We start from the raw sequence: 10,526 nt of genomic DNA, 5'->3' as shown, positions 1-10,526 counted from the left end.
CGTGAGCGGCGCCGCGCCGCGCGCGTCAGCGACGCTCCGCGCCGGGGGCCACGTGCGCGAGGACGCTGGCCCAGACCGCTGACAGAGTCACGTGCCCGTTGATGGTGTCGAGGTCGTCGGCGGCGATGACCTCGACACGCGCCGAGGGGATGCGCCGCTCGTACCACTCGGCATCGTGGACCCCGGCCGGCCCGTCGCCGCCCACGACGACGAGGGTGTCGGCGACGACCTCATCGAGCAGCGGCGTGTGCAGATCACGGCTCAGAGGGTCGGTCGGGCTCAGCACGCCCACGATCGCGAGTCGATCGACGACGGGTCCCATCGCGGCGGCGAGGTGCACGGCGATCGGACCCGCCGACCGCTCCCCCACGAGTCCGATCGACGTGCCGGGCGCCTCACGCGCCAGCAGGTCCCGCAGGGCGTCGACGGTGAGTCCGGCCGCGGTCTGACCACCGAACGCGGGCGGATCCTCGAGCTCGGGCGCGTCGAGACCCACCGTGACGATCCGCACGTCGAAGCCCGAGGTGACGCGCACGTCGGGGTCGATCGTTGCGCCGTCCCCCGTCCTCAGCACGAGAATCGCGCGCGGCGCGCCCGGCGTCCCGAAGCTGCGGTATTCCAGCTCCCCGTCCCACCACGGCACACGGCTCATCGGCTCACCCTTCCGTCGGGCCCGCGCCCGCCGCCATCGGCGACGCACCCGCGTCGTCGGTCGCGCCCGCGCCGGGCAGCAGCCCGCGGAGCGTCTCGATCGTGTCGGCCTCCCCGACCGGCTTGTCCGGGCGATACCCCTTCACGCGCGCGAAGCGCAGAGCGACGCCGCCGGGATAGCGCGTCGAGCGCTGCACGCCGTCGATCGCGATCTCGACGACGGTGTCGGGCGCCACCCGGATTCCACCGGACACGGAACCGATCTCACGCTCGGAGAAATGCGCGGTCTGCCACCGCAAGAGCTCGTCGGTGAGCCCCTTGAACGTCTTGCCGACCATGACGAAGCCACCCGCAGCGCCGAACGCCCCCTCCGGGTCGCGCGCAGCGAGATGCAGGTTCGACAGCCATCCCGAACGGCGCCCCGACCCGTACTCGACGCCCACCACCACGAGATCGAAGGTGTGCACGGGCTTGACCTTCAGCCAGCTCTTGCCGCGCCGGCCCGCCGTGTAGGGAGCGTCGACACCCTTCACCATGACCCCCTCGTGTCCGGCGCGCAGGGCGGCCCGCGAGAACTCCTCGGCCGCATCCGGATCAGCCGTGACGAGCGAGGGGACGAGGAAGTCGACGGCGATGCGCTCCAGCTCGGCCCGGCGCTCCGAGAGCGGCTCGTCGACGAGGTCGCGACCGTCGACGTGCAGGAGGTCGAAGAACCACGGCCGCAGCGCGATCTCGCGCGCGGTCTCGGCACCGAAGCGGGCCATCGTGTCTTGGAAGGCCCGCGGGGCACCGTCGTCGTCGAGCGACAGCGTCTCGCCGTCGAGGATCACGTCCGTCACCGGCAGCCCCCGCACGGCCTCGACGATCTCGGGCACCCGATGCGTCACGTCGGCCAGAGTGCGGGTGAAGACCCGGACCTCGTCGCCGTGACGGTGCACCTGCACGCGCGCCCCGTCGAGCTTGTACTCGACCGACGAGAGCCCCGCCACGGTCAGCGCCTCGTCGACCGACGCCGCCGTCGAGGCGAGCATGGGCTGCACGCCGCGCCCCACCACGAGCCCGATGGATGCCAGTTCCTCCACCGATCCGGTCAAGGCCACCACCGCCGTCTCCCCGAGGTCGCCCGAGAGCATCGCGGCGCGGCGCACGAGCTCGCCGTCGCGATCCGCGGCGCGCGCGACGGCGTCGAGGAGCACGCCCTCGAGCGCCCCCGTCCGCAGCTCACCCGTCATGACGCGGACGAGCAGGTCCCACTCGTCGGCGGTCGCCCGCTGCGACAGATCGGCGAGGACAGCGGTGCGCACGGCACCCGAACCGCTGCCGGAGATCGCGGCGAGCTCCGAGAACGCCGCGTCGACGTCGGCGACGGTCAGCGACCCCGTTTCGGCGTGATCGCCGCCCCGGGCCGTGAGCGTGCGCCACCCGACACCGAGCCGCCCCTGCCGCGGTGCCGCCGTCAGCACACCGAGCGCCGGCACGATCTCGTCCGGCGCGAGCCGGATGAGCACGCCGGCGAGGGCGTCCACCTTCGCCAGGCGCGAGCGGGTGGCGGCCACGGTCGCCAGCGCGACCTGCAGTTCACCGAAGAGCATGGGGGCATCCTGGCATCCCGCTCCGACATCGCGGATCGACTTGCGCTCCGGGGTTGCGGATGCCATCGCCGAGAAACGCGATCCACCACGAGAAACGCGTTCGCACCCCGTTTCTCGTCGCGAATCGCGTTTATCGCGGCCACTACAGCGGCGGTCGTCGCCGCGACGACCGCCACTCATCACACCGCGCGGCTCTCCGCAACCCCCGATTGCGTCGCCGATCCGTGGCGTGTGCTGGTGTCCTCCCCCAGGAACGAGGTCACGTGAACGCTCCCGCCACCGCCGAACAGTCCGCCCGCACCGCCCGCGAGGTCTTCGGATGGGATGCCCTCCTGCCCGGACAGGCCGAGGCGATCGACGCGGTCGTCGGCGGTCGCGACACTCTCGTCGTCTTCCCGACGGGGGCGGGCAAATCGGCGGTCTACCAGATCGCGGGATGCGAACTGGGCGGGGTGACCGTCGTGATCTCACCGCTCCTCGCCCTCCAACGCGACCAGATCGCCTCGATCGACGCCGCGCCGGACGCTCCGGCCGCCGTGGCCCTGAACTCGCGCACGGGCGCGAAAGCACGCACGGCGGCCTGGGCCGCGATCGAGAGCGGCGAGGCAGTCTACGCCTTCCTCGCCCCCGAACAGCTCTCCAAACCCGAGGTCTTCGACCGGCTGAAACGGGCCGACGTCCGCCTGGTCGTGGTGGACGAAGCCCACTGCGTGTCCGCGTGGGGCTTCGACTTCCGCCCGGAGTACGCGCGCATCGGCGACGCCGTCGAGGCGCTCGGACATCCCCCGGTGCTGGCGCTGACGGCCACGGCATCCGGTCCGGTCCGCGACGACATCGTCGCGAGCCTGGGCATGCGCGACCCGCACCTCGAGGTGCGCGGCATGGACCGCCCCGAGATCCACATGTCGGTGCGCCGCCACGAGACCGACGCCGACAAGCGCCGCGCGGTCCTGGAAGACGTGAGGGATGCCGATGGCCCCACGCTGCTCTACGTGGCGACCCGCAAGGAGACCGACGCCTATGCGGCCGAGCTCGCCGACGGCGGACTCCGAGCAGCGCCGTACCACGGCGGCATGGCGCAGAAGCGGCGGGACGAGGTCCACGCGGCCTGGAGTGCAGGCGAGATCGACGTCGTCGTCGCCACCTCGGCGTTCGGGATGGGGGTGGACAAGTCGGACGTACGGTGGGTGATCCACGCCGATGTCACCGAGTCGCTCGACGCGTACGCGCAGGAGATCGGCCGCGCCGCGCGCGACGGGCAGCCGGCGCGTGCCGTCCTGCACTACCGCGCCGAGGACTTCTCGCTGCGGTCGTTCTTCGCCGGCGGACACAGCCGTCGACCCGACATCGCCGGGGTGTGGGACGCGCTGCGCCGAAGCGAGGCCCCGCTTCGCGCCAAGGACATCGCGGACGAGAGCGGCCGCTCGGCCCGTGCGATCGGACGCGTCCTCACGCAACTCGTCGCGTGCGAACTGGCCGAATCGGGTCCCGAGGGGATCTCAGCCGCCTCGGACGCACCCGCGGGAGACGTCGTCGCCGCCGTCCGCGAACGCGACGACGCCGAGGAGCGCATCCGCGCCTCTCGGATCGAGATCATGCGCGGCTACGCCGAGACCGTTCGCTGTCGCCGGCGCGCACTGCTGGAGTACTTCGGCGTGGAGGCGCCCGAGCACTGCGGGACGTGCGACCGGTGCGACGCCGCCGATGCGGCCCCCGTCACCGCCGCCGATGCCGGGGCCGCCGAGGCCGACGACCTCCACGTCGACTCCGTCGTCGACCACCACGAGTGGGGAACGGGGACGGTGATGGCCGTCGAGGCCGACCGTCTCACGGTGTTCTTCCCCGACCACGGCTACAAGGTGCTGGCGCGGGCCGCGTTCGACCGCGGCATCCTCGAACTCGGCGACGCCGCGTAGCGAGCGCGCCGCGGGGCGGTGCGGCGGGGGGCCTTCGTGGCCCCGGGGCCATCTCTACCGCCCCGGGGCCACACACATCGCCCCACCCCACAGCGGAGCGCACCGACCGCAGCGTGCCGCGACCGTTTCCGGCGGTCCCGCTCACTCGCGCGTCGACCACCACGCCCACGCCACGAGCGGCGCCTGCAGGAACAGCCGCACGAACCGCGCGCGATCGGTGCTCAGCCCCGGCGCCGAACGTCCGGTGCGCCACTGGTGCACGTTGCCGGGGAACACCGCGACGAAGAACGCGGCGACGGTGGCTCCGATACGCCGATGCTCCCTCGGCAGCGCGACGAGCCCCACGCCCAGCAGCACCTCGACGGCCCCGGATGCCACGACGATGGCGTCCTTGTCCGTTCGCAGCAGCGTCGTCGCCCAGTCCGGAACGACGATGCGGTACCCGCGGCGACCCCAGGTCAGGTGACTGATGCCCGCGGCGACGAGGAGTGTTGCCAGCGCCCCGCGCGCGACGGAACGGACGGCGGAACCTCGGCGTCGTGGCATCCGCTCAGTCTGCCATCCGCGCCGGCGGCGGCGGCCGCGTCAGAGCGGCGTCGGCCCCGTCCGTCGCACGAAGTCGAGGTACGCCGCGAACGTGTCCTCCGGGACGATCGCTCGCAGCACCACCTCGTCGACCGCCGCGGTGTAGGCGTCGAGCGCCCCGCCGAGCTCGGTGACGTCTCGGATGGTGGTGTCGGCGGCATCGACCCCCATTCGCGCGAAGTTCGCGGCGTAGTTCGGGAAGGACGCGTACCGCGCTGTCTCGGCGTCGAGCCTCGCGCGCGCCGCATCGACGATCGCGGTGCGCACGTAGACGGCGACGTGCGCGTCGGAGCCGAGCGCCCCGGCCTGCGCCGCAGCCTCGGTCGGCGGCACCCAGTTCAGCAGGACGCCCTCGGCCTCGTCGGCGCCGAGGCGGCGCATCTTGGGACCGAGCGCGCCGACGAGCACGCGCGGAATCCCCGCGTCGTGCAGCACGGCGATCGCCTCGCGGACGCGGGCGAGCGCTCCCTCTTTCGCCATACCCGACCCTATCCCGACGGTCAGACGGTCGAGCGGAAGACCGAGGGATGCCACGTCGGCGGCTATCTCGGCGGCCGGCCGACGGTCCACGGGCACGACGCCGGTGGCGAGGTTCAGCGTCGTCGTCTCGCGCGCGGCGGCGGCGAGGGCCGCGAGCGCGTCACCGTCGGGGGTGTCGTTGATCCAGAGCGTGTGGAACCCGGCGGCCTCGACGGCCGGGGCGATCGCGGCGACCGCGTCGGGTCCGAGCGACCCGGCGAGCCCGATCGAGACGACGCCGCGGCTCACGACACACCACCCGCGGCGGGAACCTCGGCGGCGACCTGACCGACCGCCGCGAAGAACACATGCAAGTCGACGTCGTCGGTCGGGAGCAGCACGACGTCGTCGACGCCCGCCGCCTGGAAGCGCGCGACGCCCTCGGCGACCTCACCGACCGATCCCGCCAGCGCCCGGTCGGCGGCATCCGGTCGGTCCTGCAGCACGGTGCCGACGCGCTCGGTCGCGCCCGGCCCGAACGCCGTGAGGACGTACGCCACGATGTCGGGGCTCCCCTCGCGGCCCGCCTCGGCCCACCCGGCGCGGACGGCGCGCACGGCGTCGGCGACCTCGTCGACGGTGTGCCGGCTGTCGAGGATCACGCCATCGGCCACCGCCCCGGCGAGGTGCAGGGTCTTCGGCCCCTCGGCCGCCGCGTACACCCGGGGGGCGGCGACCGGCGGCCAGTCGAGCGCGACGTCGCGCAGCCGCACGTAGCGCCCTTCGGTGGTCACGGTGTCGCCGGCCAGGAGTGCACGCAGCGCGGGGAGCTGCTCCTGCATGAGCGTCAGCGGAGAGGCGGCCTTGGCGCCGATCTGCCGCATCCAGTCCTGCACGCCGTGGCCGAAGCCCGGCAGCAGGCGCCCGGGGAACATGCGCTCGATCGTGGCGACCTCCATCGCCGACGCCGCGACGTTGCGCAGTGGGAACGGCGCGATGCCGACGCCGACGCGCAGGTGGTCGGTGACGGCCAGCGCCGCCGCGGCCGCCGCCCACGCGGACGACCGGAAGCAGTCCTCCCACAGCCACAGCTCGGGCACCCCCTCACCCTCGGCGACCCGCGCGGCCTCGCGCAGTTCCTCGGGCGGGTGCGGGTACGGGCTGAAGATCGTGCCGATACGACTCATGCCCCTACTCTGCCGTGCCCCACCGACTTCAGGGCAGGGGCGCCACGGCATCCGTCCAACTCCTGCAGAACGGCGTCAGGCGGGCCGAAACAGGGCCGGACGGGGCGGCCGGCAGGAGGTGTGCAGGGCCGACCGCACGCACGGCACCACGAAGGCCCCCGGAACCCGAAGGTTCCGAGGGCCCGGGGCCTTACGCGGCGAGCGCCTCCACGGCGGCCCGCACGACGAACCCGGCGTCCGTGGCATCCACGGTCACCGCTCCCCCGTCGACCAGCTCGCCCGAGACGAAGAGGTCGGCGATGCGGTCGTCGATCTCGCGCTGAATGACCCGACGCAGCGGCCGCGCGCCGTACTCGGGCTCGTACCCGACCTCGGCGAGGCGGTCGACGGCGGCCTCGGTAACCTCGAGGGAGACCTCGCGAGAGGCGAGGCGCTTCGAGGTGCGCTGGAGCAGAAGCCGGACGATGTCGCGCAGCTGCTCCTTCTCGAGCTTGCGGAACATCACGATGTCGTCGACGCGGTTGAGGAACTCCGGCCGCATGGCCTCGCGGAGCTTGCCCATGACCCGGTCGCGCAGGTCGTCGTCGGCGAAGTCGCGTCCGGTCGTGGTGAAGCCGATGGCTCCCGACCGGGATGCCAGGTACTCGCTGCCGAGGTTCGAGGTCATCACGATGACGGTGTTGCGGAAGTCGACCGTGCGCCCCTGGCCGTCGGTCAGACGCCCGTCGTCGAGCACCTGCAGCAGCAGGGTGAAGACGTCGGGGTGGGCCTTCTCGATCTCGTCGAACAGCACGACGGAGTAGGGGTTCCGGCGCACGCGCTCGGTGAGCTGCCCGGCCTCGTCGTAACCGACGTATCCCGGAGGGGCACCGATGAGGCGCGACACGGTGTGCCGCTCCCCGAACTCGCTCATGTCGAAGCGGATCACGGCGGAGTCGTCGTCGAACAGCGACCCGGCCAGTGCCTTGGCGAGCTCGGTCTTGCCGACGCCGGTGGGGCCGAGGAACAGGAACGATCCGACCGGCCGGTGCTCGTCGCCCATGCCGGTACGGTTGCGGCGCACCGCCTTCGCGACCGCGGTGACCGCGGCATCCTGCCCGATGACCCGGGCGTGCAGGTCGTCCTCCAACCCCGCCAGGCGTCCGCGCTCCCCCGCGGTCAGACGCGAGACCGGGATGCCGGTGGACCGGCTGATCACCGCGGCGATCTCGGGCTCGCCGACCACCGCGTCCGGGCGCGGGCCCGCCGTGGCGGCGTCGAGGCGCTCCTGCACCGCGGCGATCTCGTCGCGGATGCGCGAGGCCTCCTCGTAGTGCTCGGCCGAGACGGCGGCGTTCTTGTCGGCCTCGAGCGAGGCGAGGCGCTCGACGAGCGCGGAGACGTCCACGGTGGCGCCCAGGCGCAACCGCAGGCGGGCCCCCGCCTGGTCGATCAGGTCGATCGCCTTGTCGGGCAGCACGCGGTCGGGGAGGTACCGGTCACCGAGTTCCACCGCGGCGCGGAGGGCGTCATCGGTGTAGGTCACGGCGTGGTGCTCCTCGTACGCCGAGCGCAGGCCTCGCAGGATCTCGATCGCGTCGGTGATCGACGGCTCGCCGACGCGCACGGGCTGCAGACGCCGCTCGAGGGCGGGGTCCTTCTCGATCGTGCGGTACTCCTTGAGGGTCGTCGCACCGATGAGGTGCAGCTCGCCCCGGGCCAGGCGCGGCTTCAGGATGTTCCCGGCATCCATCGCCCCCTCGCCACCGGCTCCGGCGCCCACGATCGTGTGCACCTCGTCGATGAAGACGACGAGCGTGCCGGAGTGAGCGGCGATCTCGTCCATCGTCTGGGTGAGGCGCTCCTCGAAGTCGCCGCGGTAGCGGGCGCCCGCGAGCATCGCGGCCAGGTCGATCGAGACCACACGGGTGTCGCGCAGCCGCTCGGGTACGGCGCCCTCGACGATGGCGCGGGCGAGTCCCTCGACGACGGCGGTCTTGCCGACGCCGGCCTCGCCGATCAGCACGGGGTTGTTCTTCGTGCGGCGGCTGAGGATCTCGATGGTCTGCTCGATCTCGTCGGCGCGGCCGATGACCGGGTCGAGACGACCAGCCGCGGCGAGCGCGGTGAGGTCGGTGCCGAAGCGGTCGAGGTTCGGAGTCGCGGATGCCGTTTCCTCCGGCGCCGGTGTCTGCTCGCCGCCGACGACGGTCTCGCGCACGCCCTGCGTCAGGGCCTCGGCGGTGACGCCGGCCTGCGCCAGGATCTGTCCGGCGGGGGCGTCCTGCGCGAGGACGAGCGCGAAGAACAGGTGGTCGGGGTCGACGTAGGTGGATCCGGCGGCCCGGGCGACCTGAAACGCGTGGAACAGCGCGCGCTGAACCGATCCCGCCACGACGGCACCGTCGACGTCGGCGGCGGGACCGGCGCCCGGGAGTCGGGTTTCGGCGGCGCGGGCGATCGCGGCGGGGTCGGCGCCGAGTCGGGCGACCGCTTCGCGCGCGGGCGACTGGCCGACGAGAACGTGCAGGACGTGCAGCGCGTCGAGTTCGCGCTGGCCGCGACCGAGGGCGTACCGACCGGCCTCCTGGAGTGCCTCTTGCGTCCGGGCGCTCAGGAACCGGCTGAGGTCGATCGACCGCTCGGCACGCGCCCGCTCCCCGGCGAGGTAGCGCGCGAGGAACTCGTCGAACGACTGGGCGCCGTTGTCCCCGGCGCCGGGGGTGACATCTTCGGGCAATTCCGTCTCCTGTGATACGTGAGTGGAGTCGACTCAAGTTAGCGACTTGAGTGACGACGTATCAAGTTCAACCGACGGGCTCCGAGGATATTCCCGGGGAACGAAGGTCAGGCCCGCACCCGCGGATCCGGCTCGTTCCACAGCTCGACGGTCTGCAGCAGCCAGAACACGGCGAAGAACACGAGCGCCGCCGCTTCGCCGATGAAGACCCACGGCACGGGGCGCGTGACATCCACCCCCGCGATCGCCAGCACGAGCGTCGCTCCGAGCCCCGCCAGGGCGATCAGGATGCCGATCGCCACCGCCGCGTACGCGGGACGGAACCGCCGCGGCGCGCGCTGCGGCCTCCACGCCGCGATCGTGGCCACCGCTCCGATGAGCAGGAAGAAGACCACGGCCGCGGTGTTGTGCGCGAGCACGAGAAAGGCCCCGGGCGCGACGAGCGCCCACACGCCGAGCCCCACCGTGACGGCGAGCGCGATACACGCGGTGAGCACGACGCCCCGCGACAGCGTGCCCTGCACGACGGTCAGCACCACCGCCGCGACGATCGCGACAAGAATCACGGATGCCACGGCGACCCCGTTGTTGACCACGGTCGGGACGACCGCGGGCGGCACGCACCGCGCGGCCCCACCGCACACCTCGGACTCGACGGTGGTGGGGACGACCGCGATCACGAGCGCCAGGATCGCGGCCAGGTCGAGCAGCCCCTGCTCGAGGCTGCGCCCCGACAGCGCCGCGAACGCCGCCGCGACCACGACGAGTCCCGCCACGAACATGGGCCCCGCGGGGGTGTAGTACGCCGCGCTCAGCGACGGGAGCGGCCCGCCGACGGTCGCCTCGACCGCCACCGCGACGGCGATGAGCAGCGTCGCGGCGAGGATTGTGAGGCGCACGTACCGGTACGTGCGCTGCGTCGAGGTCGTGCGGATGCGCATGCGCACATCCTGGCAGTGTCCTCCGACCTCGCCGGCACCTCTGCGAGAATGCCCGCATGCGCGAGTTCCTCACCGGTGCCCGGATGCTCCTGCGTGGCCTCGGCCAATGGCGCCGCTCCCCCGGCGCGATGGCCCTGGGACTCATCCCCGGGTTCGTCGTCGGCCTCGTCTTCGCCGCCGCGCTCGTCGGCTGGGGCTTCCTGCTCGGCGAGGTCGTGGACGACTGGACGCCCTTCGCTAACGACTGGGACCCGCTCTGGGCGACGGTTCTGCGCACCGCGATCGCTGTGGCCTCCTTCGGAGCGGTGGCCTTCCTCGCGATCGTGTCGTTCACCGCCGTCACCCTCACCGTGGGTGAACCGTTCTACGACCGCATCTGGCGCGCCACCGAGCGCACCGCGACGGGTCGCGTCCCGGATGCCGAGTACGGCTTCTGGCGCGCCGCCGGCGATGCCGTCCGCCTGATCGCCCGCGGC

Annotated in this window: 9 protein-coding genes; 2 read left to right on the top strand and 7 right to left on the bottom strand. The window is 72.8% G+C overall.

Features of this window, described 5'->3' with window-relative positions:
* Positions 1-25 precede the first annotated feature (25 nt).
* Complete coding sequence (locus tag D8Y23_RS14760) at positions 26-652, bottom strand: hypothetical protein (RefSeq protein ID WP_128218847.1); 627 nt, start codon at positions 650-652, stop codon at positions 26-28.
* 4 nt (positions 653-656) lie between these two features.
* The gene (locus tag D8Y23_RS14755; RefSeq protein WP_128218848.1) at positions 657-2,243 is read right to left on the bottom strand and encodes an ATP-dependent DNA ligase; all 1,587 of its coding nucleotides are present in this window, start codon (positions 2,241-2,243) and stop codon (positions 657-659) included.
* A 263-nt stretch (positions 2,244-2,506) separates the two neighbouring features.
* Here D8Y23_RS14755 and D8Y23_RS14750 point away from each other — a divergent pair, with 263 nt between their 5' ends.
* Positions 2,507-4,159: a RecQ family ATP-dependent DNA helicase gene (locus tag D8Y23_RS14750; RefSeq protein ID WP_240663920.1), complete on the top strand. Its 1,653-nt coding sequence runs from the start codon at positions 2,507-2,509 to the stop codon at positions 4,157-4,159.
* Between the two features lie 141 nt (positions 4,160-4,300).
* Here D8Y23_RS14750 and D8Y23_RS14745 read toward each other — a convergent pair whose 3' ends face one another.
* From D8Y23_RS14745 to D8Y23_RS14725, 5 genes are all read right to left on the bottom strand, one after another.
* Positions 4,301-4,705: a DoxX family protein gene (locus tag D8Y23_RS14745; RefSeq protein WP_128218845.1), complete on the bottom strand. Its 405-nt coding sequence runs from the start codon at positions 4,703-4,705 to the stop codon at positions 4,301-4,303.
* A gap of 39 nt (positions 4,706-4,744) precedes the next feature.
* Positions 4,745-5,512: an LLM class flavin-dependent oxidoreductase gene (locus tag D8Y23_RS14740; protein WP_128218844.1), complete on the bottom strand. Its 768-nt coding sequence runs from the start codon at positions 5,510-5,512 to the stop codon at positions 4,745-4,747.
* The gene (locus D8Y23_RS14735) at positions 5,509-6,390 is read right to left on the bottom strand and encodes an LLM class flavin-dependent oxidoreductase (RefSeq protein ID WP_128218843.1); all 882 of its coding nucleotides are present in this window, start codon (positions 6,388-6,390) and stop codon (positions 5,509-5,511) included. Before D8Y23_RS14735 ends, D8Y23_RS14740 begins: the two co-directional genes overlap by 4 nt.
* A gap of 190 nt (positions 6,391-6,580) precedes the next feature.
* A complete protein-coding gene (locus D8Y23_RS14730) occupies positions 6,581-9,109 on the bottom strand; it encodes an ATP-dependent Clp protease ATP-binding subunit (protein WP_128218842.1) in 2,529 nt (842 codons plus the stop codon).
* A 107-nt stretch (positions 9,110-9,216) separates the two neighbouring features.
* A complete protein-coding gene (locus D8Y23_RS14725) occupies positions 9,217-10,050 on the bottom strand; it encodes a hypothetical protein (RefSeq protein WP_128218841.1) in 834 nt (277 codons plus the stop codon).
* Positions 10,051-10,106: 56 nt separating this feature from the next.
* Between D8Y23_RS14725 and D8Y23_RS14720 the strand changes: the two genes are divergently transcribed.
* Positions 10,107-10,526, top strand: a 420-nt coding sequence (locus tag D8Y23_RS14720; RefSeq protein WP_205797262.1) for an EI24 domain-containing protein, incomplete at its 3' end; no start/stop codon positions are given.

Source organism: Microbacterium enclense (genome assembly GCF_004022425.1).
GTDB classification, from domain to species: Bacteria; Actinomycetota; Actinomycetes; order Actinomycetales; family Microbacteriaceae; genus Microbacterium; species Microbacterium enclense_A.
The sequence above is the reverse complement of the archived record's forward strand: the minus strand, read 5'-3'. Positions and strand labels throughout refer to the sequence as shown.

Excerpts from the sequence above, each read along its gene's own strand:
- D8Y23_RS14735 (WP_128218843.1), bottom strand. The coding sequence starts at position 6,390 with ATGAGTCGTATCGGCACGATCTTCAGCCCGTACCCGCACCCGCCCGAG.
- D8Y23_RS14755 (WP_128218848.1), bottom strand. The coding sequence starts at position 2,243 with ATGCTCTTCGGTGAACTGCAGGTCGCGCTGGCGACCGTGGCCGCCACC.
- D8Y23_RS14745 (WP_128218845.1), bottom strand. The coding sequence starts at position 4,705 with ATGCCACGACGCCGAGGTTCCGCCGTCCGTTCCGTCGCGCGCGGGGCG.
- D8Y23_RS14725 (WP_128218841.1), bottom strand. The coding sequence starts at position 10,050 with ATGCGCATCCGCACGACCTCGACGCAGCGCACGTACCGGTACGTGCGC.
- D8Y23_RS14760 (WP_128218847.1), bottom strand. The coding sequence starts at position 652 with ATGAGCCGTGTGCCGTGGTGGGACGGGGAGCTGGAATACCGCAGCTTC.